Origin of the sequence: Ensifer sp. 4252 (assembly GCF_050434565.1) — a bacterium.
GTDB lineage: Bacteria > Pseudomonadota > Alphaproteobacteria > Rhizobiales > Rhizobiaceae > Ensifer.
Genome location: NZ_JBNDIU010000010.1, coordinates 21,385 through 45,948, shown reverse-complemented (window position 1 = coordinate 45,948; position 24,564 = coordinate 21,385). Strand labels below are relative to the sequence as shown.

At 62.0% G+C, this 24,564-nt stretch carries 28 protein-coding genes; 12 read left to right on the top strand and 16 right to left on the bottom strand.

Going from position 1 to position 24,564, the window contains the following annotated elements:
- The first annotated feature begins 34 nt into the window (after positions 1-34).
- The 3 genes from ABIE33_RS19165 (at position 35) to ABIE33_RS19155 (ending at position 2,825) form a co-directional block, all read left to right on the top strand.
- A complete protein-coding gene (locus ABIE33_RS19165) occupies positions 35-904 on the top strand; it encodes an NAD(P)-dependent oxidoreductase (RefSeq protein ID WP_429128086.1) in 870 nt (289 codons plus the stop codon).
- Complete coding sequence (locus ABIE33_RS19160) at positions 901-1,623, top strand: DNA alkylation repair protein (protein ID WP_429128083.1); 723 nt, start codon at positions 901-903, stop codon at positions 1,621-1,623. Before ABIE33_RS19165 ends, ABIE33_RS19160 begins: the two co-directional genes overlap by 4 nt.
- 209 nt (positions 1,624-1,832) lie before the next feature.
- Positions 1,833-2,825 carry a carbon-nitrogen hydrolase family protein gene (locus ABIE33_RS19155; protein ID WP_429128080.1) on the top strand — a complete coding sequence of 331 codons (993 nt, stop codon included), beginning with the start codon at positions 1,833-1,835 and terminating at the stop codon, positions 2,823-2,825.
- Between the two features lie 151 nt (positions 2,826-2,976).
- Here ABIE33_RS19155 and ABIE33_RS19150 read toward each other — a convergent pair whose 3' ends face one another.
- From ABIE33_RS19150 to ABIE33_RS19140, 3 genes are all read right to left on the bottom strand, one after another.
- The gene (locus ABIE33_RS19150; RefSeq protein ID WP_025427268.1) at positions 2,977-3,465 is read right to left on the bottom strand and encodes an Lrp/AsnC family transcriptional regulator; all 489 of its coding nucleotides are present in this window, start codon (positions 3,463-3,465) and stop codon (positions 2,977-2,979) included.
- 64 nt (positions 3,466-3,529) lie between these two features.
- A complete protein-coding gene (locus ABIE33_RS19145) occupies positions 3,530-4,165 on the bottom strand; it encodes a uracil-DNA glycosylase family protein (RefSeq protein WP_429128077.1) in 636 nt (211 codons plus the stop codon).
- Positions 4,158-4,817: a thermonuclease family protein gene (locus ABIE33_RS19140; protein WP_429128074.1), complete on the bottom strand. Its 660-nt coding sequence runs from the start codon at positions 4,815-4,817 to the stop codon at positions 4,158-4,160. Before ABIE33_RS19140 ends, ABIE33_RS19145 begins: the two co-directional genes overlap by 8 nt.
- 148 nt (positions 4,818-4,965) lie before the next feature.
- Here ABIE33_RS19140 and ABIE33_RS19135 point away from each other — a divergent pair, with 148 nt between their 5' ends.
- Together ABIE33_RS19135 and petA are read left to right on the top strand one after the other, a co-directional pair.
- Complete coding sequence (locus ABIE33_RS19135) at positions 4,966-6,501, top strand: sensor histidine kinase (protein WP_429128071.1); 1,536 nt, start codon at positions 4,966-4,968, stop codon at positions 6,499-6,501.
- 261 nt (positions 6,502-6,762) lie between these two features.
- Positions 6,763-7,329, top strand: coding sequence for a ubiquinol-cytochrome c reductase iron-sulfur subunit (gene petA, locus ABIE33_RS19130; protein ID WP_429128069.1), 567 nt, complete (start codon positions 6,763-6,765; stop codon positions 7,327-7,329).
- Between the two features lie 28 nt (positions 7,330-7,357).
- Here petA and ABIE33_RS19125 read toward each other — a convergent pair whose 3' ends face one another.
- Positions 7,358-7,771, bottom strand: coding sequence for a diacylglycerol kinase (locus ABIE33_RS19125; protein ID WP_429128066.1), 414 nt, complete (start codon positions 7,769-7,771; stop codon positions 7,358-7,360).
- Positions 7,772-7,997: 226 nt separating this feature from the next.
- Positions 7,998-9,014, bottom strand: a complete 1,017-nt coding sequence (gene cobT, locus ABIE33_RS19120; protein WP_429128063.1) for a nicotinate-nucleotide--dimethylbenzimidazole phosphoribosyltransferase — start codon at positions 9,012-9,014, stop codon at positions 7,998-8,000.
- A gap of 151 nt (positions 9,015-9,165) precedes the next feature.
- Here cobT and ABIE33_RS19115 point away from each other — a divergent pair, with 151 nt between their 5' ends.
- The 3 genes from ABIE33_RS19115 (at position 9,166) to ABIE33_RS19105 (ending at position 10,940) form a co-directional block, all read left to right on the top strand.
- Positions 9,166-9,954 (top strand): adenosylcobinamide-GDP ribazoletransferase, encoded by a 789-nt coding sequence (locus tag ABIE33_RS19115; RefSeq protein WP_429128060.1) that lies wholly within the window; start codon positions 9,166-9,168, stop codon positions 9,952-9,954.
- A 66-nt stretch (positions 9,955-10,020) separates the two neighbouring features.
- Positions 10,021-10,242: a DUF1289 domain-containing protein gene (locus ABIE33_RS19110; RefSeq protein WP_429128057.1), complete on the top strand. Its 222-nt coding sequence runs from the start codon at positions 10,021-10,023 to the stop codon at positions 10,240-10,242.
- The gene (locus tag ABIE33_RS19105) at positions 10,239-10,940 is read left to right on the top strand and encodes a TIGR02281 family clan AA aspartic protease (protein ID WP_429128054.1); all 702 of its coding nucleotides are present in this window, start codon (positions 10,239-10,241) and stop codon (positions 10,938-10,940) included. The genes ABIE33_RS19110 and ABIE33_RS19105 overlap by 4 nt, the downstream gene beginning before the upstream one ends.
- 258 nt (positions 10,941-11,198) lie before the next feature.
- Here ABIE33_RS19105 and ABIE33_RS19100 read toward each other — a convergent pair whose 3' ends face one another.
- The 9 genes from ABIE33_RS19100 to ABIE33_RS19060 all read right to left on the bottom strand — a co-directional run bounded on the left by ABIE33_RS19100 (position 11,199) and on the right by ABIE33_RS19060 (position 19,765).
- Positions 11,199-11,960: an ABC transporter permease gene (locus ABIE33_RS19100; RefSeq protein WP_429128051.1), complete on the bottom strand. Its 762-nt coding sequence runs from the start codon at positions 11,958-11,960 to the stop codon at positions 11,199-11,201.
- Entirely contained in the window at positions 11,957-12,883 is a 927-nt protein-coding gene (locus ABIE33_RS19095) for an ABC transporter ATP-binding protein (protein ID WP_429128049.1), read from the bottom strand. Before ABIE33_RS19095 ends, ABIE33_RS19100 begins: the two co-directional genes overlap by 4 nt.
- A gap of 112 nt (positions 12,884-12,995) precedes the next feature.
- Positions 12,996-13,484, bottom strand: coding sequence for a DUF6691 family protein (locus ABIE33_RS19090; RefSeq protein ID WP_429128046.1), 489 nt, complete (start codon positions 13,482-13,484; stop codon positions 12,996-12,998).
- Positions 13,481-13,888 (bottom strand): YeeE/YedE family protein, encoded by a 408-nt coding sequence (locus ABIE33_RS19085; protein WP_429128045.1) that lies wholly within the window; start codon positions 13,886-13,888, stop codon positions 13,481-13,483. Before ABIE33_RS19085 ends, ABIE33_RS19090 begins: the two co-directional genes overlap by 4 nt.
- Positions 13,885-14,217 carry a metalloregulator ArsR/SmtB family transcription factor gene (locus tag ABIE33_RS19080; RefSeq protein ID WP_429128042.1) on the bottom strand — a complete coding sequence of 111 codons (333 nt, stop codon included), beginning with the start codon at positions 14,215-14,217 and terminating at the stop codon, positions 13,885-13,887. Before ABIE33_RS19080 ends, ABIE33_RS19085 begins: the two co-directional genes overlap by 4 nt.
- A 300-nt stretch (positions 14,218-14,517) precedes the next feature.
- Positions 14,518-15,339 carry a sulfite exporter TauE/SafE family protein gene (locus ABIE33_RS19075; protein WP_429128040.1) on the bottom strand — a complete coding sequence of 274 codons (822 nt, stop codon included), beginning with the start codon at positions 15,337-15,339 and terminating at the stop codon, positions 14,518-14,520.
- Positions 15,340-15,575: 236 nt separating this feature from the next.
- A complete protein-coding gene (locus ABIE33_RS19070; protein WP_429128038.1) occupies positions 15,576-16,829 on the bottom strand; it encodes an extensin family protein in 1,254 nt (417 codons plus the stop codon).
- Between the two features lie 279 nt (positions 16,830-17,108).
- The gene (locus ABIE33_RS19065; protein WP_429128035.1) at positions 17,109-17,660 is read right to left on the bottom strand and encodes a Kazal-type serine protease inhibitor domain-containing protein; all 552 of its coding nucleotides are present in this window, start codon (positions 17,658-17,660) and stop codon (positions 17,109-17,111) included.
- 290 nt (positions 17,661-17,950) lie between these two features.
- Positions 17,951-19,765, bottom strand: a complete 1,815-nt coding sequence (locus ABIE33_RS19060; protein ID WP_429128032.1) for a methyl-accepting chemotaxis protein — start codon at positions 19,763-19,765, stop codon at positions 17,951-17,953.
- Positions 19,766-19,979: 214 nt separating this feature from the next.
- Between ABIE33_RS19060 and ABIE33_RS19055 the strand changes: the two genes are divergently transcribed.
- A complete protein-coding gene (locus ABIE33_RS19055; protein WP_429128029.1) occupies positions 19,980-20,366 on the top strand; it encodes an acyl-CoA thioesterase in 387 nt (128 codons plus the stop codon).
- A gap of 11 nt (positions 20,367-20,377) precedes the next feature.
- Positions 20,378-20,968 carry a hypothetical protein gene (locus ABIE33_RS19050; protein ID WP_429128027.1) on the top strand — a complete coding sequence of 197 codons (591 nt, stop codon included), beginning with the start codon at positions 20,378-20,380 and terminating at the stop codon, positions 20,966-20,968.
- 108 nt (positions 20,969-21,076) lie between these two features.
- On the opposite strand, the gene ABIE33_RS19045 is transcribed toward ABIE33_RS19050, so the two are convergent.
- Positions 21,077-21,883 carry an AraC family transcriptional regulator gene (locus ABIE33_RS19045; protein WP_429128024.1) on the bottom strand — a complete coding sequence of 269 codons (807 nt, stop codon included), beginning with the start codon at positions 21,881-21,883 and terminating at the stop codon, positions 21,077-21,079.
- A gap of 18 nt (positions 21,884-21,901) precedes the next feature.
- On the bottom strand, positions 21,902-22,336 hold the full coding sequence (locus ABIE33_RS19040; RefSeq protein WP_429128021.1) for a hypothetical protein: 435 nt from the start codon (positions 22,334-22,336) through the stop codon (positions 21,902-21,904).
- 350 nt (positions 22,337-22,686) lie between these two features.
- Here ABIE33_RS19040 and ABIE33_RS19035 point away from each other — a divergent pair, with 350 nt between their 5' ends.
- Positions 22,687-23,640, top strand: a complete 954-nt coding sequence (locus ABIE33_RS19035; RefSeq protein ID WP_429128020.1) for an aliphatic sulfonate ABC transporter substrate-binding protein — start codon at positions 22,687-22,689, stop codon at positions 23,638-23,640.
- A gap of 101 nt (positions 23,641-23,741) precedes the next feature.
- The gene (locus tag ABIE33_RS19030; protein ID WP_429128017.1) at positions 23,742-24,524 is read left to right on the top strand and encodes an ABC transporter permease subunit; all 783 of its coding nucleotides are present in this window, start codon (positions 23,742-23,744) and stop codon (positions 24,522-24,524) included.
- The last annotated feature ends 40 nt before the right edge of the window (positions 24,525-24,564 follow it).

Here is a 24,564-nt window from a genome sequence, read left to right as displayed (position 1 = left end):
AACCTCACCCAAAGCAATCGGGAGTGTTTTGGAAATGGCAAAGGTCGCATTCATCGGTCTCGGCGTGATGGGTTACCCCATGGCCGGCCACCTTAGGGTACGTGGCGGACACGAACTGACGGTCTATAACCGCACCTTCGCCAAGGCCGAAAAATGGGCCACCGAGTTCGGCGGACGCGCAGTCAAGACGCCGGCGGAAGCGGCCGACGGCGCCGATTTCGTCTTCGCCTGCGTCGGCAACGACGACGACCTGCGCTCGGTCACGACAGGCAAGGACGGCGCCTTCGAAACGCTGAAGGCCGACGCCATCTTCATTGACAACACTACCGCCTCGGCTGAAGTCGCCCGTGAACTTTACGAGGCGGCCAAGGCCCGCGGCGCCCATTTCGTCGATGCGCCCGTGTCCGGCGGTCAGGCCGGTGCCGAAAACGGCGCGCTGACGGTGATGTGCGGCGGCGACGAGCCTGCCTTCGACCGCGCCAAGCCCGTGATCGAGGCCTTTGCCCGCATGGTCGGGCTGATGGGCCCGGCCGGCGCCGGCCAGATCACCAAGATGATCAACCAGATCTGCATTGCCGGCCTCGTCCAGGGCCTTGCCGAAGGCATTCACTTCGGCAAGAAGGCCGGTCTCGATATCGAGAAGGTCGTCGACGTCATCTCCAAGGGCGCCGCCGGCTCCTGGCAGATGGAAAACCGCCACAACACGATGAATGCCGGCAAGTATGATTTCGGCTTTGCCGTCGACTGGATGCGTAAGGATCTCGACATCGTCCTGGCGGAAGCGCGCCGCAACGGTGCCAAGCTGCCCGTGACCGCCCTCGTCGACCAGTTCTACGGCGACGTCCAGGCCATGGGCGGAAACCGCTGGGATACCTCCTCCCTGCTCGCCAGGCTGGAAAAATGAACCTTTCGCCGACCTCGAGTGCCGGCGACATCATCGAGCACCTGCGGGCGCAGCGTTCGCAGGAAAACCTCGCCGGCATGGCACGGTTTGGCATCGCCACCGAGACGGCCCTCGGATTGTCGAATGTCGAGCTCCGCCGCATCGCGCGGTTGGTGAAGACCGACCATCCCCGTGCGCTCGAGCTCTGGCGGTCCGGTATCCGCGAGGCACGGATTCTCGCCGCCTTCACCGCCGAACCGAAAAAGCTGATGCTCGATGACGCGAGACGCTGGGCTGCAGATTGCAATTCCTGGGAAGTCGTCGACACCGTCGCCGACGTCTTTATCACTGCCCGCTTCGACCAGGTGCTGATCCCGGAATTTGCGGCAGACACCCGCGAATTCGTGCGCCGCATCGCCTTTGCGATGATCGCGACCGCTGCGGTGCATCTGAAGAAGGAGCCGGACGCACACCTTCTTGCCTGGCTGCCGCTGATCGAGCGCCACGCCGAGGACGAACGCAACTTCGTCAAGAAAGCCGTCAACTGGGCGCTGCGGCAGATCGGCAAGCGAAATGCCGCCTGTCATGGACCGGCGCTGGCGCTTGCAGATAAGCTCGCCCAGAGTTCCAGCCGGGCGGCAAGATGGATCGGCAAGGATGCAGTGCGAGAGCTGAGCAGCAACAAGGTGTTGGCGAGGCTCGGCCTCACCGACGCCGGCGCGGATCGCGCGCAACGCTGAAGCGGATTGGCATTTTCGACAAGTTGACGAATCACAGTGGCAGCGCCATCCTTTCCGTGGCGTGACCTGCGCCTAACCTCCCAAGGCCCTCCCCAGCATGGTCTTAAACGGAGGCAAAGGGACTTCTGTCTCGGGTTACTTGTCTTGGTCCGACCGTCTCGGGCGTGGTTGCTGGGGAACTGACGTCCGCGACGTGAAAGGCCCTGACGATGACCAAAAATGGAAATCTCAAACGTCGTGTCCGCGCTCGCGCAGCCAAAACAGGCGAGTCCTATACATCGGCTCTAAGACACATCAGGCAAACAATCCCTGGCCATCCCGCTGCCAAATCGGTTCGGTTGGCCGTCGCGCAGACGTCGCTCTTCGACGACCCTCGCGATATTTCCGGACTTCAAGCCAGCGGAATGGAAATGCGGCGCCTGATGCGTGACGCACACGTCGCCGGAGCGCAGCTCATCCATTTCCCGGAAGGAGCAACGTGCTCGCCCAACAAGCGCATCATGTCTGAAACCGGCCCCAGAGAAATCGGAATTTCCGATTGGAGCCGGTTCGAATGGGCGGTTCTGCGCGAGGAGCTGGACGCAACCAGCAAGCTGGCGAGAGAGCTTGAGATATGGACGGTGTTTGGCTCGGCCCATCAACTTAGCTCACCGCACCGCCCGCATAATTGCCTCTATGTCGTCTCCAATCGCGGAGAACTGGTGACGCGCTACGATGAGCGCATGCTGTCGAACACGAAGATCTCCTTCATGTACTCCCCAGGCAAGATACCGGTGACGTTTGAGGTTGATGGAGTCCGTTTCGGCTGCGCGCTCGGGATGGAAACGCACTATCCGGAAGTATTCAGCGAATACGAAAGATTGGACGTCGATTGCGTTCTGTTCTCGACAACAGGCGAGAGCCCTTCCGCCGCGCCAGCTTTCGCGGCAGAGGCGCTGGGACATGCTGCGAGCAATAAATATTGGGTCAGTTACTCCTCCCATGCGCCGCAAAGTGTCGCCGTTCCCTCGGGAATAGCTGCACCCGATGGTCAATGGCTCGCGCAATGCGGGTCCGACGGCGTTCCTGCGATCGCTGTCGGCAACATCGAGATTGACCCGGAGCGCACAGCGCGACTGTGGAGACGAACAGCTCGCGCCGATCTTTACATGCCGCATCGGGTGCACGACGACCCACGAAGCGACGGTCGCAACACATTCTGAGAGGAATCAGGTCAATGGGGCGGCATTAACCGCCGCCCGGCACCTACAGCGCCGCGCGTCTATTTAGACGCGCAAAGGTCGCTGTAACACATTGAGTTGCTGCATAATTTTGCCCTTAAATCGATTCCGATTAAGGAATTATGCAGTAGCCTCAATCCTCGCTGGATTTCGCCTGATCAATCATCATGTAGTCGAGCGGAAGCTCGGTCGTGTACTTGATCTGCTCCATGGCAAAGGCGGAGGAGACGTCGCGGATCTCGATCTTGGCGATCAGCCGCTTGTAGAAGGCGTCATAGGCGGCGATGTCGGGGACGACGACGCGCAGGAGATAGTCGACGTCACCGCTCATGCGGTAGAACTCGACGACTTCGGGGAATTCGCCGACCACTTCCGAGAAGCGCCGTAGCCATTCGATGGAATGCGTGTTGGTGCGGATCGACACGAACACGGTCACCTTGGTGTTGATCTTGACCGGATCAAGCAGCGCCACACGGCGGCGGATAACACCGTCCTCTTCCATCTTCTGGATGCGCCGCCAGCAAGGTGTGGTCGACAGGCCCACCTTCTTGGCGAGGTCGGCAACAGCCAGCGTGGAATCCTCCTGCAGCAGGCGCAGGATTTTGCGGTCTAGACGATCCATGATGTCCCTCTCGAATTATTTTTCTTTCTATAGCGCGAAATCGGCAAAGATAAAGAATAATTTTTCAGGAAATCAACACCCTGATCCGTTCGCGCAGAAACGGCAAAACCTCCGCTTCGAACCACGGATTGCGCCTCAGCCAGCCGGTATTGCGCCAGCTTGGATGCGGCAACGGCAGGATCGCAGGCACGGCATTGCGCATGGCATACCGACGCCAGCCGGCAACAGTTTCCGTCATCGATTTCGGACAGTCCGGCCCGATGTGCCAGCGCTGGGCGTAGTGACCGATGGCCAGCACCAGCTCCACCTGCGGCATCGCCTCCATCACCGTCGTGCGCCAGAAGGGCGCGCATTCGCGGCGCGGCGGCAGATCGCTGCCATGGGCGTCGTAGCCGGGAAAGCAGAACCCCATCGGCACGATCGCCAGCTTGTCCCTGTTGTAAAAGGCCTCGCGATCGACAGCGAGCCATTGCCGCAGCCGGTCGCCGGAGGCGTCGTTGAAGGGCAATCCGCTTTCATGCACCCGTAGCCCCGGCGCTTGGCCCGCGATCAGCACTCGCGCGGCTCTGGAAATGACGGCCACCGGTCGCGGCTCGTGTGGCAGACGGTCTTCCGGCCCGCGCGCCGGCTGATCGCGACAGAGTCGACAGGCTGCGATGGCGGCGCGAAGCCCTCCAAGATCATCCTGCTCCTCATGCATCGCCGATCCTCGCAAACAGCGCCGAGAGCTGCTCGAACAGCCAAAGCCGGACGGCATCCAGCCAGCCGTCGACCACATGCGGCGCTTCCTCCGCATGGCCGTTGCTGCGGCGCCAGGCCTGTGGCCGAGTGAAATCGCCAGCCCAAAGCCCGACATTCTGCCTTTCCGCCGATGCCTCCTCCTTCTGATAACGGCCGAAGCTGACGGCATAGCCAGCCGCCACCATCTCGCGCCCGACGTCTCGCCCATTGGTTTCGCAGGTGCCGAGATCGCGGCCATATTTGTCGCGCCCATGCAGGCGACAAAGCGTCGTGCTGCCCGAGACCATGGCGCGCAGCCGCTTGCGGGCATCCGCCCCACAGTCCCACTCCGCGCCGTCGCGCCTGCAGGTCTGGCCCATCTCGGGTGCATCGATGCCTTCGAGGCGTATGCGCCGGCCATTAAGGCGCAAGCTGTCGCCATCGCTCGCGGTCGCCATGCCCGAAAGTTCTCCTGTCACGGTCCGCTCTGGCGGCGGCAGCTGCGAGGCGACATAGGCGCCGGCGCAGAGCAGCAGAAAGAGGCCCCAACCGCCGATGGTCCCCATGCGCCCGGCAGGCGCGCCCTTTCCGCCTCCACCCGTGAACCGATATCTCGATCTGCCCGATCTCAACTTGCCCGCATCCCTGGTTTTTCCGCGTCTCAAGGCGATAGCCAAACACGATCGCGCCACAATGGTTGTCGAATCCTTCACCTGAGCAGCAACTTCTTAAGGATTGCCACCTAGACTGCAACCAGCTGTAACCTTTGCATATATGAGCATGAGTATCGCCGTCAGCACCTCGACAGATAAGATCATCGTCGACAAGTCGCGAAGCCATCGAAACAAGGCTGTTTCGAAGACGGTACGCGCGACGCGCGAACGGCTGCAAACCGGTTCGTCCGCCCCTTCCGGCTTCGAACGCGAAATGCTCAATCTCTATATCGGTTCCGCCTTGCATGGTGCCATTGCCATGCCGTTGCTGGTCGCGCTCATCACCGCCGTCGGCATCTATCTTTCCGGCAATCTGAGCATCGTCGTCTGGGCCGTCATGACGCTCTCGGCTCACGCCGTCACCGTCTTCCTGGCGCGCAAGGCACGCAAGGAGGACATCGCTGCCGACAAAGTGCCGATGTGGCGACGCCGCTTCCTGATCGGCCAGTTGTTGATGGGCCTTTGCTGGGCGACGTTCGTCACGCAGGACTGTGCGACCTGCGGCGATGTCCGCTACGGCTTCTTCGAAGGAACGGGCCTGCTGATTGCGCTTGCCGCCACCGCCATGGGCACCTTCCTGCTGCGCAATGCCCTGCTCTATACCTTCCTGCCTGTTGTCGCCGCTCTCGCCTTTTCCTCGCTGACCACCGGCGACCCGGTGCATGTCGGCCTGACCGGCGTAATATCGCTGGCTCTGCTCTTCCTCGTGTTCATGACCGACCGCATGAACCGCGCCAATGTGCATATCCTGTCGATGCAATCGGAGAAGGACGACCTGATCGCCGAGCTCGAAGTGGCAAAATCGATGTCGGACGAAGCCCGCCGGCGCGCCGAGGAAGCAAATCTTGCCAAATCGCGTTTCCTCGCCTCTATGTCGCACGAGCTGCGCACGCCGCTCAACGCCATCCTCGGCTTCTCCGAGGTGATGTCGACCGAAGTTCTCGGGCCGCTCAACAACCCGACCTACAAGGAATACACCAGCGACATCCACCGCTCGGGCGAACATCTCCTGAACCTGATCAACGAGATCCTCGATCTGTCGCGCATCGAAGCCGGCCGCTACGACCTCAACGAGGAGGCCGTCAGCCTTGTCGATATCGCCGACGATTGCATCGGCATGGTTCAGCTTCGCGCTCGCGCCAAGACGATTGGCATCCATGCGCAGTTCGAGCAGGGCATGCCTGCCGTCTGGGTCGACGAAAAGGCCATGCGCCAGGTCATCCTGAATTTACTGTCGAATGCGGTGAAGTTCACTAGCTCCGGCGGCGAGATCACGGTCAAGGTCGGCTGGACCGCCGGCGGCGGTCAATATCTCTCGATCAAGGACAATGGCCCGGGCATTCCCGAAGAGGAGATCCCGATCGTGCTTTCGGCCTTCGGCCAAGGTTCCATCGCCATCAAGAGTGCCGAACAGGGCACCGGCCTCGGCCTGCCGATCGTCCAGGCGATCCTTGCCAAGCACAATGGCGAGTTCATCCTGCGCTCTAAGCTGCGCGAAGGCACCGAAGCCATCGCCATCCTGCCGGCCCGCCGCGTGCTCGAAAGCCTTCCTGCGGTCGAGGACGTGCCCGCCCCTGCTCGCCGCCGCAAGAGCTTCGCCTGATCCGTATCCGCTGAAACAGCTCGTGCCGCCACCTGCGGGCAGTGTGCGATCGCGACCTCCATCGGAGCCGCCAGCCTCCCCAAACGCCACCGCAATGCAACACCTTAATTCCGGAGCGAATTAAGGATAAATTGCACGATAAAAGTCGGATACCGCCACGCTTGCATTGCAACCGCGATAGCCGAAGGTCGGACATCCCTTCTGCCCCTCGCCAGGGGCATGTCGCTCGACCGCGTGGCGCGACGGAAGGAGCGCTGTGGCATGAACATATTCACTGTTGAAAGGGAACCGACGAGGCGTGAATTCCTCTATCTTTCGACCGGCATTGCGGGCGCAGTTGGACTGGGTGGTGCTTTGTGGCCGTTCTTAAACCAGATGAATCCTGACGCCTCGACGCTGGCGATGGCCTCGGTCGAGGTCGACGTAGCCTCGCTTGAGGAGGGGGCGTCGATGACGCTCAGGTGGCGCAGCCGCCCGATCTTCATCCGCCACAGGACGCCCAAGGAGGTCGAGGCAGCGAAAGCGGTCGCGATGGACGAACTCAAGGACCCGGTGGCGCGTAACGCCAATCTTCCCAAGGACCAGCCGGCCACCGATCTTGCGCGCTCGGCCGGAGAAGGACGAGAGAACTGGCTCGTGATGGTCGGCGTCTGCACCCACCTCGGCTGTATCCCGCTCGGCCAGGCCGGCGAATACGGCGGCTGGTTCTGCCCTTGCCACGGCTCGCACTACGACACGGCCGGCCGCATCCGTAAGGGTCCTGCCCCCGAGAACCTGGCGATACCGCCGATGGTGTTTATCTCCGATACCGTCATCAAGATCGGTTAGCGTCCGTTTCGCCGCGAGATGTGTCGTCTCAGTCGATGACGCCCGAGACAAAAATGACGTAGCCGGCATAGACCACATTCGCGACGATCAGGCACATGCAAGCGAAGGAGCCGAGGTCCTTGGCGTTCTTGCCCATCTCCGAAATTTCCGGCGAGACACGGTCGACGATCTCTTCGATCGCCGTGTTGATCGCCTCGAAGGCCATCATCAACAGGAACAGGATCGCCATGGCGACATACTGGAAGAAGGTGGCGCCGGCGATGGCGAACGCGACCATCGCCATCGCAAAGGCGATCAGCTCGTGCCGGAACGCCGCCTCGCCGATCAGCCGTTTGGCGCCGCCCAGCGAATAGCTGGCGGCAGCGAACAGATGGCGGATCCCGGTCTGCTTTTCGACCGGACCGGTCTGGCCGCGGCGGGGCGTGGTATTGTTGGCGTCCATTTCATCTCGACTGGCTATAAACTGCGCTGCTTCGACATCGTCATTGAGGCGAATGCAAGGCGGTCTCGGTTGCAGAGGCGCCGGCAGGTGGCTGCAGCGCGCATATGCGCCTGTGGATAGGCGAGAAGAATGCGACCAGCAAGCCCGCCGCAGACAAGTGTGGTGCCTGGGACAGGCAATCGACAGCAAACGGCGGGCTTTCGCTCGAAGGCCCGCCGTTTCTTCGTCAGTTCTTGTTGCTGACGCCGGCCTGCGCAAACGTCGCCATGCCGCCGTGGCAGGCAGCCGCCGCCTTGACGATGCCGGCGGCAAGGGCAGCGCCCGTGCCTTCGCCAAGCCGCATGCCGAGTGCCAGGAGCGGCGTCTTGCCGAGCTTCTCGATCGCCCGCATATGCCCGGGCTCGCCGGAGACGTGGCCGATCAGGCAATGGTCGAGCGCCGAAGGATTGGCAGCCTTGAGGATCGCGCCGGCAGCCGTCGCCACATAACCGTCGAGGATGACGGGGACCTGCTGCATGCGGGCCGCAAGGATGGCGCCGGCCATGGCGGCGATTTCGCGACCGCCAAGACGGCGCATCAGCTCGAGCGGGTCGGACAGATGGTTGCGATGCAGCGCGACCGCCTTTTCGACGGCGGCGATCTTGCGCTTCAGTACCTCGCCTTCCGAACCCGTGCCCGGGCCGACCCACTCTTCCGCAGTGCCGCCGTAAAGGCCAAGATTGATCGCAGCGGCGATCGTCGTGTTGCCGATGCCCATCTCGCCGATGCACAAGAGGTCGGTACCCCCGGCGACAGCTTCCATGCCGAAGGCCATCGTTGCCGCACAGTCGCGCTCGGAAAGGGCCGCCTCCTCGGTGATATCGCCTGTGGGATAGTCGAGCGCGAGGTCGAAGACCTTCAGGCCGAGATCGTGGCTGACGCAGATCTGGTTGATCGCAGCACCCCCCGCAGCAAAGTTCTCGACCATCTGCGCCGTGACCGACGAGGGAAACGGCGTAACGCCTTGACGGGTGACGCCGTGATTGCCGGCGAAGATGGCGACGAGCGGCCGATTGACCGCCGGCGGCTTACCCGTCCAGGCAGCAAGCCAGAAAGCGATCTCTTCGAGGCGCCCGAGCGCGCCCGGCGGCTTCGTCAACTGCGCGTCGCGATCACGGGCGGCAACCAGCGCGGCCGAATTCGGGCCTGGCAGGTTGCGCAACAATTCGCGGAAATCATCAAACGGCAGGCCGCTGGCGCTCATGGAGAAGAATCCTTGCATATCGTGAAGCTCAATCCACGCTCCTCATAGAGGGCGGGGAAATTTCGGGCAACGACATTTGCGCCAATCGGCGTCGCCGGAGCATGATCCGCCGAACGGGCGTCGATTCGGTGCGCCGCGGACTGGAGGGGCCATGACCTACCTTCGCGACCTTTGTGACGATCTGGCGCGCTCGGTCGCCTTCCTCAGCCGCATCCATATGCCGCAACGCCATTTCGTCGATTATGACGGACGGCTCAATCGTGCCGTCCGCGCCTTCCCGCTGGCGGGCCTGCTGATCGCTCTCCCCGCAGCCGCCGTTGCCTCCTTGCTGATTGCGCTCCAGGTCAGCTCCCTCTTCACCGCTTTCGTCGTCGTCGCCGTGCAGGCGCTCATCACCGGTTGCCTGCACGAGGATGGGCTCAGTGACACGGCCGACGGTTTCGGCGGCGGGCGCGATCGGGAGGCAGCGCTGGTGATCATGAAGGACAGCCGCATCGGCTCCTATGGCGCCGTCGCGCTGATCCTCTCCTTCGGTCTTCGCGTATCGGCGCTGGCGTCTTTCCTGCCGCTGTTCACGCCGACAAGCGCCGGCCTCATGATCCTTGGCGTCTCCGCCCTCAGCCGCGCGGCCATGGTCTGGCACTGGAAGCGCCTGCCGCCGGCACGCCGTGACGGTGTTGCCGCCTCGGCCGGCGAACCCGACCCGGACGCCACGTCCTTTGCGCTTGGCTCAGGTGTCCTTGCCGCCATGCTGCTTTTCTATTTCGCCAAGGCCCCGGCACTCGCCCTCGTTCTGTCGCTAGTGGCCTTCATCGCGACCGTTGCCGCCTTTGGTCGTCTCGCCACCCGCAAGATCGGCGGCCACACCGGCGACACCATCGGCGCCACACAGCAACTGACTGAGATCGCCATTCTCGGCGCCCTTGCACTGACAGTTTGAAACGCCGATATAATCAGTCGAAACAATGCCGTCAGGCGTGAAACCCAGGACCATCAGCACAGAACCATGGAATCTCCCTGTATTCTTGTCTGTTCGATCGATGACAACACCGGCTACTGTTTCGGCTGCGGTCGCACGCGAGACGAGATCGGCGCCTGGACGCTCTACACCGACGACGACAGACACGCGATCATGCTGGCGCTCCCGGCAAGACTTGAAACGATGGAGCGAAAGCCCCGGCGTGAAACGCGCCGCGCGCGCATGGCTAGGGAACGCGGCAACGCATGACACGCCTTTTTATCCTGCTCTCGATCCTTGCGATCGGCCTCTTGTTGCTGATCGTCAACCACGATGCCGGCCGCACCTTCGGACTGACGAATGACGATTTTGGCCAACTCGTCTCGCTCGGCGCAATTGCGACGCTCTTGAGCGCCGGCATCTGGCAAAGCCGCCACCGCTTTGGCGAAGGTGCACGGCAGGCGGCGATCTGGCTGCTGATCGTGCTCGCCCTCATCTCGGCCTATGTCTACCGTTTCGAACTTCAGGGTTTCGGCAACCGGGTGCTCTCCGGTCTGATACCCGGTCGCGCGACCGTCATTACCGACAGCGAAGGCCGCCAGGAGGTGGTGCTGCAGAAAATGATCAACGGCCACTTCGAGACCAATGCTGCGGTCAACGGCAAGCAGATTAACATGCTGGTCGATACCGGTGCCAGCAGCATTGCGCTGACCTATGAAGATGCCGAGCATATCGGGCTCGATCCGGCCAATCTGAGCTATACGATGACGGTCATGACCGCCAATGGTCAGGCAATGGCAGCGCCCGTGCGGCTTTCCGAGGTCTCCATCGGCCCGATCGTGCGCAACGACATCCGTGCGATGGTCGCCGCTGAAGGCAAGCTCGACCAGAGCCTGCTCGGCATGAGTTTCCTGTCGACGCTCGACTTCCTGCAGATGCGCACCGACGAGCTTCGACTGCGCGACTGATCGGCATTTGCGACGAACGCGTCTTCGTGCATGTGGCGATATGCGGCTTGCCGTCCGCAGCCATCCGCTCAAAGCGCGTCGCGATCTCTGGGATTCGCTCATTGCGCTTTAAGCTCTTGTTCTTGCGCATGTCGTTATCGCAAACCGCTGCACACTTTTGCGCGACATGCTTTCTGCACCATCCGCAGGCGATGATGCGCTATGCCGATGTGACCTGACAGACGAGCGACCCAAGCAACAGGCAGTACCTCACCATCATCAGTTCCGCAGCCGATAGCCCGTGCGGAAGATCCAGGCGAGTACCGACAGGCAGACCGTCAGGAACACCAGAATGATCGCCGCACTGAAGACCGGATTGACGTCGGATACTTCAAAGAAGCTCCAGCGAAAACCGCTGATGAGGTAGAGCACCGGGTTGAAATGGCTGACCGCCTGCCAGAACGGTGGCAGCATGTCGATCGAGTAGAAGCTGCCACCAAGGAACACAAGCGGCGGGATCACCAGCATCGGGATCAGGTTCAACTGCTCGAAGTCCTTGGCCCAGATGCCGATGATGAAGCCGAACAGGCTGAACGACACGGCTGTCAGCACGAAGAAGAACACCATGGCGATGGGGTGGGCTATCGAAAGATCGACGAACAGCGAAGCCGTCAACAGGATGATCGTGCCGATCATCAACCCCTTGGTCGCCGCCGCGCCGACATAACCGAGCACGATCTCGATCATCGACACCGGCGAGGACAAGACCTCGTAGATCGTGCCGGTGAACTTCGGAAAATAGATGCCGAACGAGCCGTTGCCTATGCACTGCGTCAGAAGCGTCAGCATGATCAGGCCCGGCGTGATGAAGGCGCCATAGGAGACACCGTCGATCTCCTGGATGCGCGCGCCGATCGCTGCACCGAAGACGATGAAGTAGAGCGAAGTGGAAATAACCGGCGACACCACACTCTGCAGCAGGGTGCGCCGTGTGCGCGCCATCTCGAAGAAGTAGATCGACTTGATCGCTTCGATGTTCATCGTCCTGCTCCCACGATCTCGACGAAAATGTCCTCCAGCGAGCTCTGCCGCGTGGAAATGTCCCTGAGACGCACGCCTGCTTCGGCGAGAGCCGCAAGCAGCGAGGTTATGCCCGTGCGCTCGGCGCTGGTGTCATAATCGTAGATGAGACAATGACCATCCCCCTCAAGCGTCAGATTGTAACCCGAGAGCGCTTCGGGCACGGCTTCCAGCGGATGCGACAGGTCGACCCGCAACTGCTTGCGCCCGAGCTTCGACATCAGCGCCGTCTTGTCCTCGACCAGCAGGATCTCGCCGCCGTTGATCACGCCGATGCGGTCGGCGATCTCTTCCGCCTCTTCGATGTAGTGTGTGGTCAGGATGATCGTCACACCCGAGGCGCGCAGCCGCTCCACGACTTCCCACATGCTCTTGCGCAGACTGACGTCGACGCCGGCCGTCGGCTCGTCGAGGAAGAGCACGCGCGGTTCATGCGACAGCGCCTTGGCAATCAGCACACGCCGCTTCATGCCGCCGGAAAGCTCACGCAGCATGTTGTCCTTTTTGTCCCAGAGGGACAGGTCTTTCAGCACCTTCTCGATATGGGCCGGATTCGGCTTCTTGCCGTGCAGGCCGCGCGAAAAGGTGACGGTGTTCCAGACCGTCTCGAAGGCATCCGTCGTCAGTTCCTGCGGCACCAGGCCGATCATCGACCGAGTCTGGCGAAAATCCCGCACGACGTCATGGCCATTGACCAACACGGTGCCGCCACTCGGATTGACGATGCCGCAGATGATGGAAATCAGCGTGGTCTTGCCCGCCCCGTTCGGACCAAGCAGGGCCAGGATCTCGCCCTGCTCGATATCGAGGCTGACGCCTTTCAGCGCCTTGAAGCCCGAGGCATAGGTCTTCGAAAGATTGGAAACGGAAACGATTGGCGCCATGAAGCTGATCCGGAATGCGGGGGGCGAAGTCGGCAGGTCTGGCCTATATGGGCCGATTCATCACGATTTGCAGCCCGCACCCCGCAAAAAACAAAGTGACAGAGCGTCAACATCAGGACAATCGGCCGCCTTCCATCCCAACCGGACCGCTGTCCCGCCCCTGCTCACTCGGCCCAACGCGCGGCAACCGGTCATGCAGCACCATGCCGGCAAGCATGGCGACCACGAAAAGTGCCGTCGCCGGCCACCCGAGCGAAAGTGATGTCACCGCTGGACCGGGGCAGAGACCGACGAGGCCCCAGCCGACACCGAAGATCGCCGAGCCAATGATGAGGCGACGGTCGATGACACGGTTCCCCGGCAGATGAAAGGCATCGTCGAGCAGTGGGCGCCGCATGCGCCGGGTCATAAGGACACCGAGCGCTGAGACGGCGACCGCGCCGCCGAGCACGAAGGCAAGGCTCGGGTTCCAATCGCGCGTGACGTCGAGAAAAGCGCGAACGCGGGCCGGATCCAGCATCCCGGAGAGCGACAGGCCAACACCGAAGATGATGCCGGAGGCAAGCGTTGCCAACGGGCGCAGGAAGGCGCTGCCGTTCATTGGACGAACCCTTGGAGGTAGACGGTGACGATGGCCGCGATCATGAAGGTGGCAACCGCTACGATCGACCGACGGGAAAGTCGGGCGAGACCGACGACACCGTGACCGCTTGTGCAGCCAGAGCCCATGCGCGAGCCAAAGCCGACAAGCAACCCGCCGACCACCAGCAATGGCCAGGAGGAGGTGACGGTCACGGTCGGCCAGGTACCGGAGAAAAGACGGTAGATCACGGGGCCCGCCATCAGGCCAAGAACGAAGACGATGCCGGTCGCGGCCTGCACACCTTGCAACAGTCTGCCGGTTATTCCGCTGACACCGGCCACACGCCCGTTGGCCACCATCAGCATCGCCGCCGACAGCCCGATCAACAGGCCTCCGGCAAGCGCATTCCAGTACTCATTCATTTTTTCGCGCCTTCGCGACAGAAGATTTGACAAAGCGTGCCCACGAGCCGGGCAACCTTATCATGGCTCAGGCGATAGAAAACCTGCTTGGCCTGCCGCCGCGTCGAAACGACGCCGGCCTCCCGCAGCACGGTCAGTTGTTGTGACAGCGTCGGTTGGCGGATTCCGAGCAATTCTTCCAGTGCCGCCACCGAATGCTCCCCTTCGAGAAGCGCCGTCACGATCAGCAGTCTGTTGCGATTGGCAAGCGTGCGCAGGATCTTCGAAACTTCTGTGGCATGCGCCGTCATGTCGGCGCGCACCCCTGGAAATCGCATCACAGTTCCCATGTCGGCCTCCCGTCGTGTCAAGGAGTGAGTGGACCAAAAACAATGCGTCCGGGACAAGCCCGGATTCTATCCATGATTGTTATATGAAGTAATATAATATCATATTACTTATGCGCAAGCCAGACGACACACAAACGCGTTACCGACAGACATCGGCCCACATCGATCTTGGCAGAGAAAATCATATAGCAAATTCAGCTTGTTACAATTGCGCACCACAGGAGAGCGATGCACCAAAATTGGGTCAAATCCTGAAATCAATCCGTGAGAAGGCGCTAAAACCTACAGTATAAAAACGACTTAACCGTAGAGGCTGTAGAAAAAACGGGCTGCAATCAGAATCATAAAAATGCCGAAACCTACCTCGAGCTGCCGGCGGTTCATGGCGTGAGCGGCGCGCACGCCGAGTGGCGCAACCAGCAACGTGATCGGTATGATCAGGCCAACGGCGATCCAGTTGATGAAGCCGGTCGAAAGCGGCGGCAGACCAGGCATGCCCCACCCGGCCCAGACGTAGCCGAACAGACCAGGGATAGAGATCAACACACCGACGCCCGCAGACGTCGCGACCGCCTGGTGAATCGGGCGGTTATAGAGCGTCATGAAGGTGTTGTTGAGAACGCCGCCACCGATGCCCATCAGCCCCGAGAGGGTGCCGATCGCCACGCCGACCAGCCACTTCACCGGATTGCCCGGCAGATCGGATCCAAGCCGCCAGCTCGCGCGGTTGAACAGCATGCGAAAGGCGACGGCAAGCGCGATCACCGCAAAGATCAGCCGAAGCGTTCCGCTGCTGACAGAGGCCGCGATGACCGATGCAAGGATGGCGCCAAGCGGCACGGCAATGGTCCAGTTTCGCAACAGCGCCATGTCGACGACGCCGCGTTTGTAGTGCAACAGGAAGGACCGCACGGAGGTCGGCACGATGATGGCAAGCGACGTTCCGACCGAAAGATGCATGCGAACCGCATCGTCGATGCCGAGCAGCCCGAAGACCTGGTAAAAAACGGGAACGAGGATCGCTCCGCCGCCAATGCCGAAGAGACCGGCAAGCAGCCCGGCGACCACGCCGGCGGCGGCCAGCGCCAGGGCAAACATCATCAGTTCCGAAACCGGCGGCACGGCGTGCTCCATCGTGGCAGTGGGAATCCGGCGAAGGAACGCAATATTGCCGCCGACGCGACAGTTCTGTCACGAAACGGTGATGGTTTTCAATCAGTTTGGCGTGGCACGCGGCCCGTCCGCCACGTGATTTGCACGCATCGCTTCAGTTCCGGAGCCCCCTCTCCGGACATAGGCCGGCTCCTCGCCGGCCTCTTTTTTTGCCGGCTCACGATAGGCATGGCGCCACCAGATGCTCAATCACAGTGACGATAACCAGTCTTGCGTGTCCGGAGATCGAAGTGGAAATGATCCTTGTGAAAGGGATCGCTGCCGGGGCCGAGAACCGTGTTGAAGTATTTGCAGCTATCGGTGCGAACAGCCTTCAAAAGCCCCTTCTCGCGAAAGGCGAAGAAGCCCTTCTTGCGCACGTCGATTTCCTTGCCGTTCTTCAGCACAAACTTGCCGACATCGATGGCGTTGCCATGCGCATGCTCGGACATCGGGTTGCCCCGGCGCGAGTTCATGGTGCGGCAGGAGTAACCGCCGAGCGGCTTGATCGTCTTGACGCCAGACCAGTAGCGGTAGCGCGACGATGGCGCCAGCTCGTACTTCACCCACTTCGCAAAGGCTTCCGTCACTTCGCAGTTGAGCTTGACTGCGGGCTTGACGCCGATGCCACCCGCCAGGCCGCTGAGTTCGATCGGATAATCGATGCCGCAGGAGGGCCCGTTGCTGATACGCGGGATATCGCGGAACTCGACGCCGAGCTTGCGCAGCCGTTGGCGGCAGGCAATCTCCGAGCCCGGCATCTGACCGGTATACTGTCTCTCGGGAGTCGACAGCGGGTTGCGCATGCGCGGCAGCATCGCCACCTGTTGCGGCTGCTGGGCCCGCTGCATCGCCTTCTGCCGTTCGAAGGCGCGGGTACGCTCGCCTTCTTCGGCTGCAATTTGTTCGGCCGTCAGCGGTGGCAGATCCGGGTCGCCGCCAAGGCTCGCCTGCGCCTCGTTCAAGGTCTGCGGCGGACTGCCGAGCTGGCGGACATTGTCCTCGCCGATGCCGCCGACCACAGGCTGGCTGGCGTTGCCCTCGGCAATCTCGTTGCTCTGCTCCTCGGCCAGCCCGACCACCGACTCCACACCAAGCATCTGATCCATGTTGACGCCTTCGGAAGGAATGGCGGTCGAGCCGGTGCTGACCTGCTGGGCGCCGGAAAGCGCCGCCTCTTCGCTGTCGATCATCGGCAACGCGCGACGTGTCTGCTGATGCGGCTCGGCGGGCATCGTTCTGCCGCCGCTGTTATTGAAAGTCGAAACCGGCTCGCCAGAAGGATAGGCCGCAACCTCCTGTCCGGGCACTGCATCAACCGGAACGGGCCTGATCGCACCGACGCGTTCGCCACCGTCGATACGGGCCGAGGGTGTCAGCACATCGGTCGTGCAGGCGACAAGAGAGAGCGACAGCGCGAACGCCGTCAACGGACGATGGAGTGAGGAAACATACGCCATACCGATTTGCCGCCTTCATCCAGAGCGATACCGAAGACATCGCCACGCCGCACCCACCCGTCATCAAAACGGTGCAGGCCGCCTGTGTCGCAAGCCGGGCACATCGACGAAAAAGCCCGATTTGGGACGTATTTTATGCAAACACGGTAAATGAAGCCTTGCAGTCTGCACCCGAAATTCAGCGGATCCGACGTTCGCAACGTCCTGACAGCCCGACGCAAGAAGGCCCGCGCAGGTTGCTCGGCGCGGGCCTTTGTTATTCTTACCGGCGGCGCGTGCCTAGCGGCACCCACCGGGATGCACGACCCGGAAGCCGGCGCCACCCGCCTCGCAGGAGTTCGGGAAGGTCTGCATCCGGTTGCCGCGCTGGCCGCAGACCGGCGCGTACTCGCGGGTGCAGAACTGGCCCTGTGGCGGACGATTGTCGTCGCGGCGGCATTCGCCGGGCGAAACCACCCGGAAGCCATCGGCCCGCGCCATGCAGGCATTCGAGAACGTCTGCTGCTGGCGGCCACGCTGGCCGCACACCGGAGCATATTCACGGGTGCAGGCCTGCGGCTCGCGCTCCGGCGGACGGTAATCCGGGCGGCACTCGCCGCGGTGGATGACGTTAAAGCCGTCGGCCCGTGCCTGGCACGAATTCGAGAAGGTACGCGTGCGGTTGCCCCGCGCCCCGCAGACCGGCGCATATTCCATCGTGCACATCTGGGGGCGGGTCGGCCGCGGACCAGGTCTCGGCTCGTCAACCACGACGGTACACGCGGACAGAAATCCGAACGCCAGCAAAATAGCCGCCCCCGGCCGCGTAAAAAGAAGTCTGAGAAGCGCCATGAATATCCCCTCTAGCACCGGCAGACGGGCGACCCGGCTCCATGCCGCATCATTCCAACTCCCGTTCAGCCGTATCTATCTCCGTACACGGATTGGTCAAGCCCGCCCCTTGCCCGACTGACCAGCGGTTGAACGGAACCCAAAACGTCAACGATCGGAGAAGGTCGAACCGCCCCCACCGCACATCGGCACTTCCGATCGATTCGCTCGCATCGCCCAAGGGCAGAAATGCCGAAAGGCCCGCGTGCTGCCGCACACGGGCCCATCGTTGATCACCGCTGGCGTCGTACTCAGGCAGCTCGGCCGTAAGCGGTCTGCCGGGCAGTTTCCTGCAGCCGGAACTTCGTCAGCAGCATCTTCAGTTCGCGGCTCTCGGCCGCAAGCGTCTGGCTTGCCGCCGTCGTCTCTTCCACCATTGCCGCGTTCTGCTGGGTCATCTGGTCCATGCTGTTGACGGCAGTATTGACCTCCGCCAGGCCGGTCGCCTGTTCGCGGGCCGCCGTTGCAATCGAGGCGACCTGTTCATTGACCCGGTTCACCAGCGCTTCGATCTCGGTCAGCGCATCGCCTGTCGAGCGAACGAGCTCGACGCCTGCGCCGACTTCGCGCACCGATGTTCCGATCAGTTCCTTGATCTCCTTGGCGGCACCGGCCGAACGTTGCGCCAGTTCGCGCACTTCCTGGGCAACCACCGCAAAGCCACGGCCGGCTTCGCCTGCCCGCGCCGCTTCAACGCCGGCGTTCAGCGCCAGAAGATTGGTCTGGAAGGCGATCTCGTCGATCACGCCGATGATCTGGCTGATCCGGCTCGACGAGGTCTCGATCCGCCCCATCGCGTCGATGGCGTTGCGCACGATGCCACCGGATTTCGCCGCACTCGCCCTGGTCTCATCGACCATGTTGCGCGCCTCGTTGGCCCGGTCGGAGGAATGGCGCACGGTCGAGGTGATCTCGTCAAGCGCCGCCGCTGTCTCTTCCAGTGCCGCCGCCTGTTGCTCGGTGCGGCGCGACAGGTTGTTGGCCGCTTCCGAAATGTCGCCGGCGCTGGCGGTGACGATCTCGGTCGAATGCGAGATCGAACCGATAACGTCTCGAAGAGCAGCAACCGCCGTATTGAAGTCCTGTCTCAACTTGCCGTATTCCGGCGCGATTTGGCCGATCTCGGCCGTCAGATCGCCGCTTGCCAGCAGCTCGAGCGCAGCACCGACGGTTTCCATCGCATCGGCCTGTGCGTCAGCGGTTGCCCGCTGGCGCTGTTCGTTGCCGCGACGCTCGGACTCCAGCCTGTCCTGCTGCTCGGCTTCGCGGGAACGCAGCTCCAATCGCTCGCGCACCGAATCACGCAGGACAACGAGAACCTTGGCCATCTGGCCGATCTCGTCGCCACGGTCGGTTTCCGGCACTTCGGACGAGAGATCCTCGTCGGCAATCGACCGCATCGACGCCTTCAGCTTTTCGACCGGCCTGACGACGCTGCGCACGATCGCCAGCGCCGCCATCACGATCGCCAACGCCGCGGCGAAAAGAATGCCGGCCACCTGCCAGGCGCGTTCGCGGAACATGGCCGCCAGATCGTCGGAATAGACGCCGGTGCCGACCACCCAACCCCAGGGCTTGAAGCCGGCGACATGGGAGTATTTCAGCACCGGCTCGTCGGCGCCGGGTTTCGGCCAGTAGTAGTCGACGAAGCCCTGCCCGCTCTTTTCCACCGTCTTGACGAATTCGACGAAGAGGTGCTTGCCGTTGGGATCCTTATTGGCTGTGAGATCGCTGCCATCCATTTCCGGCTTGATCGGATGCATGATCATCGTCGGATGCATGTCGTTGATCCAGAAGTAGCCGCTGCCCTGGTAGCGCATCGCCTTGATCGCTTCGAGCGCGCGCTTCTGCGCATCCTCGCGCGACAGCGTGCCGGCCACTTCCTGTTTGTGATAGGCGTCGAACACCGCAATGGCATTCTCGTTCATTGCCGACAGCATCGCCTTGCGTTCGCCGACGAGCTTGTCCTGCGCTTGAAACAAACCGAAGGTCAACGCCGCCGCCATGGTTAAAAGCGCGAACGCGACAAGCGCGTAGAGCCGCACCGAAATCCTGAATCTTTTCATCCCCAGTCCCCTGCCTCCAGTAGAAGCGTGCAGGATAGCGATGGCACTTTGCAAAGCCCCTAACAAACGATCCCTAAATTTTACAATGCTCAATTAATGCCTTCGAAAGAAATGGAGTTCGCCGCTATGCACCCGGCGCGAATTGTCGCCCGGCGCTCTTCCCTGACGAAGCAACCATGCGCTACATCTTTCCCGACACAGGGAGACAGGCCGCATGACCGCAGAAAACAAACCGACCGGCGAACTGACCTTGCGCACACTCGCAATGCCTGCCGATGCCAATGCAGCCGGCGATATCTTCGGCGGCTGGGTCATGGCGCAGATGGACCTTTCCTGCGGCATTCGCGCCGCCGAGCGGGCGCGCGGGCGCGTGGTGACGGCGGCAGTCAAGGAGATGGCCTTCGCGCTACCGGTCAAGATCGGCGATACGCTCTGCATCTACACCGATGTCGTCAAGGTCGGACGCACCTCGATGACGCTCAAGGTCGAGGCTTGGGCGCAACGCTATCTCTCGCATCTGATGGAAAAGGTGACCGACGCGATCTTCGTCATGGTCGCGCTCGACGAGAACGGCAAGCCGAAGGCAGTGCCGGAGGAATAGGAGGAGCGTTCATGGACCCGACGCAGCCCGATCCGGCGATTTTCTCGCATATCCGCGTCGTGATGGGCATGGTCGTCAGCCTCAGTCTCGCGAGGCTCCTGAGCGGGCTTGCGCTCTTCGTGCAGCATCCGGGAAAGACCAGGGTCTACTGGATCCACCTCGGCTGGGTCCTGTTCATGTTCGTTTTCCTCGTGCACTTCTGGTGGTGGGAATTCCATCTCCATGCCTTGCCCGTGCTCGACGTCACCGTCTATCTGTTCGTCATCCTCTATTGCTGCGTCTTCTTCTTTCTCTGCGTGCTCTTGTTTCCGACGACGCTGGAGGATTACAGCGACTACGAGCATTATTTCATGTCGCGGCGGAGCTGGTTCTTCGCCTTTCTGGCGCTCGCCTTTGCCGTCGATCTCGTCGACACCGCGCTCAAGGGCAAAGCCTATTTCGCGTCCTATGGACTCGAATATCCGATGCGCAACGTGACCTACATCGTGCTCTGCCTGATCGCCGCCTGGACGCCGAACCGGCGTTTTCATGCCGCGTTCCTCATCGGCGCGGTTACCTATCAGCTTATTTGGATGTACCGGGCTTTCGACCTGCTGGATTGAGAACGGCCGACCGCGGCTCGCCGCCGGACCCGCTCGACCGCCGCCGAAACCCGTTGAGCCTGTGCGCGCAAGCGCAGAACGGCCAAGCCGCAGCGATGATCGGTCGGCCTATGAAGAAATGTCGTGCGGTCGACGTTCGGCCAAAAACCGGCCGGGCGGTTTTCCCGTCTGCTTCTTGAACATGGTGGCAAAGGCGCTGACACTCTCGTAGCCGAGTTCATGCGCGACATTCTGCAACGTCAGTCCGTTACCGAGCAATTGCACGCCGGTGACGACATGCATCTGCCGTCGCCAATGCCCAATGCTCATTCCCGTTTCCTGCAGGAACAGCCGTCGCAGGTTGCGCTCGCTCATGCCGATATGACCAGCCCATTCGGTGACCGTGCGACGGTTTGCCGGATCTGCCAGCATGCCGTCGGTCATTGCGCGAAGGCGCGCATTCCCCGGACGCGGCAGGTGGATCTGCTCGACCGGGGAATGCGCCAGCTCATCGAGAAGCAGGCGAACGACGCAGCCGTCCGTACCCTCTTCGTCATAGAGCGCCGGCAATGCCGCCGCACGCATGAGAAGGGCCGCCAGAAGCGGAGACACGGCAAGACTGCAACAGGCACCAGGCAGCCCGTCCAGGGCACCCGGCTCGACGAAGAGCGCGACCCCGGTCATCTCCGCTCCGGAGCGCGACTTGTGCAGCAGGCCGCCGGGAATCCAGATGGCGCCCTGCGGCGGGATCACCCAGACGCCCTGCTCCGTTTCACAGGTAATGAGGCCGCTCTCGTTGTAGAAAACCTGCGAGCGCCGATGTCGGTGCCACGGCATCTCGCCACCGTCTGTCAGCATCGAGAAACCGGCAGCCGCAATCGGCCGGGCGCTGTCGTCCGGCTCGAAATCCTGCGTTGGCAAGGCGGTGATGAGCATGGCGTCCCGGTGAAATTTTCAGACCGAAGATTGGGGAGCGTCGAATTCCAGATCCGCCTCTTGCCCAAAAAACAGTACAGTTCGGACGATGGCCATGGCTTCATCCCTGTTAGCGGCGACGAACATCGGATACCCCCAGAACTTCTCGTAAACCAATGCAAAGGCTCTAGCGGCAATCCGCTTCGAGACATTCGGCTCGATATAGATCATTGCGCGAACCAAGGCCGTGATCGTCCGCTTGTTCCGTTTCATCCAAAGCGAGATCTTCTTCCTATCTGCCACATCCTGTGCAGTATTGTCGCCTTCGAAGTCGCCGCCTTCACCGAGAAAGACGAAGGGCTCGCCGCCTGCGAGCAAGTCCGTGTAGACCTCCAGCACCTCGTCTGTCGTCTGGCCGGCATCATGGGTAAAATCCATCCAGACGTGTGGAAACTCGGTGATATCGACGTGCATGGCCAGCTCCTTGCCTGTCCGGGAACGCCCGGACTTCAATCTCTCCGGCATGGAACTAGCACCGCCACGCCTCAAACGTCATTGTCTGGCCCGGCCAGATGAATGCGCGAACCGGCCAGAAAACCGTGAACTCGATGAGACGGGCGTCCACAAGCCGAGACCCTGCAAAAACCGATCCCTATCTTCGCGATGACGATTATTCCCGGCCGGCCTCTCCGGCCGCAAAAGCATTCCGCAAAGCGCGCCGACAACAAAATAAACAAACTCCATAAATTTTATATTCTTCTCTTACACTGATCCCAGTTCAGCGGACGGCGCCCTCGGCCCTCCAGCAAACAGGAGCGGGACAGATGTTCAAACTGACCAGACGGATTTTCGGCACCGGCCTCTTCACCGCCGCGGTGCTCGCCTCCTTCGGCGTCATGGCCGAAGACCTGAAGGAATTCCGCATCGGTTTTCAAAAGACCGGCCTGCCGGTCGTCGCCCAGCAGCAGAAGGTCATCGAGAAGGCGCTGGAGCCGAAAGGCATCGCCGTCTCCTGGGTCGAGTTCACCGCCGGCCCGCCGCTGGTCGAGGCGCTCAACGTCGGCTCCATCGATGTCGGTTGGACCGGCGACGCTCCGCCGATCTTCGGCCAGGCGGCCGGCTCGGCGATCGTCTATGCCGCAGCGTTACCATCGAACGGCAATGGCGAGGCGATCTTCGTCAAGCCGGGCTCGCCGATCCAGTCGCTCGCGGACCTGAAGGGCAAGAAGATCGGCGTCGGCAAGGGCACCAGCGCCCACAATCTCGTGGTCGCGGGGCTCGAGAAGGCCGACATCGGCTTTGGCGACGTCACCCCCGTCTATCTGAGCCCCGCCGATGCCGCAGCCGCTTTCGCCAGCGACAAGATCGACGCCTGGGCCGTCTGGGATCCGTTCTTCGCGATCGCCGAAACCCGTTACAAACCACGCATTCTGACGACCTCGGCCGAGACCTTGAAGGTCAACACCTATTTCCTCGCCAACCGTGATTTCGCAGCCAGCCATGCAGAGACCGTCACCACCACGATTGCCGCGCTGAAGGAGGCGTCGGTCTGGGCCGACGCCAACCGTGACAAGGTGGCGGCTGCCTTGCATGAGGTGACCGGCGTGCCACTCGAGGCCCAGACGATTGCAGCCAACCGCACCGTCTTTTCGATCGGCCCCATTACCGACGATATCGTCGTCGGCCAGCAGCAGACCGCCGATCGCTTCTTCAAGCTCGGGCTCATCCCCAAGCAGATCACCATTTCCGATGCCGTCTGGACGGCGCCGGGCAACTGATCCCTCTCCCTCCCAAGGCGAGAACCGGCCGGCGTCGAGACGAAAGTTTCGGCGCCGGCGCCGCGAAGACAGAAGGCTCTGAGCAACCGAGGACCCAAGCCATGGCGAAACCCGGAACGAACACCATTGCGCGAAACCTCGCGGGCTGGCTTCTACCGGCCGCGCTGATCCTCGCCTGGGAAGCCGCGTCCCGCGCCGGCCTGATTTCGGAAAGCGTGATGGCACCGCCGTCTGCCGTGTTTGCCGCCTTCGTCCGCCTGCTCGCCTCGGGAGAGCTTGTCGAAAACATCGGTATCAGCACGTTGCGGGCGCTCTCGGGCTTTGCCATCGGCGGCTCGATCGGTTTTGCCTTCGGGCTTGCCAACGGCCTTTCGCGCTTGAGCCGCGACCTGACCGACACGACGCTGCAGATGGTGCGCAACATTCCGCATCTGGCGCTGATCCCGCTGGTCATCCTCTGGTTCGGCATCGACGAAGAGGCCAAGCTGTTCCTCGTCGCGCTTGGCGTCTTCTTCCCGATCTACGTCAACACGCTGCTCGGCATTCAGGGCGTCGACCCGCAACTCGTCGAGATGGGCCGGATCTACGGCATGTCGAAGCGCAAACTTTTCTTCCGCGTCATCCTGCCGGGCGCGCTGCCGGCGATCTTCGTCGGCCTTCGCTATGCGCTCGGCATCATGTGGCTGACGCTCATCGTGGCGGAGACGATCGCGGCCTCCTCCGGCCTCGGCTACATGGCGATGCAGGCACGAGAGTTCCTGCTGATCGATGTCGTCATCCTGTCGATCCTGATCTACGCGCTGCTCGGCAAACTCGCCGACAGCTTCGCACGCCTGCTCGAGCGACTAACGCTGCAATGGCACCCGGCCTTCCAGTCGGCCTGATGCCGCTGAACCGGAAGAACCCGATCACGACGAAAAATGG